General features: G+C 50.4%; 1 protein-coding gene. It reads right to left on the reverse strand.

Going from position 1 to position 246, the window contains the following annotated elements:
- Positions 1-246, reverse strand: a 246-nt coding sequence (locus SB751_RS33935) for a DNA polymerase domain-containing protein (protein ID WP_410749487.1), incomplete at both ends; no start/stop codon positions are given.

The following is a 246-nucleotide window of genomic DNA, read 5'->3' on the forward strand; positions in this document are numbered from 1 at the left end:
TTTTCGATCGGGTCCTGAGACGCTTTCATTTTGGTTTTGATTTTCTGACGTTCGTCCAGCAGACGTTTCAGCAGAGACGGGATGAAACCCGGGAAGTCTTTGCAGAATTTGTGACCAACTTCCGGCGCAACGTCGTAGTTACGGCAACCTTCACGGTTCAGGGTGTCCGGAGAAACGTTGTGGGTGATGATGATAGACGGGTACAGCGAACGGAAGTCCAGAGAAACGATGTTTTCCCACAGACCT

The sequence above is a fragment of the Cupriavidus sp. SIMBA_020 genome, from assembly GCF_046535395.1.
GTDB classification, from domain to species: Bacteria; Pseudomonadota; Gammaproteobacteria; order Burkholderiales; family Burkholderiaceae; genus Cupriavidus; species Cupriavidus campinensis.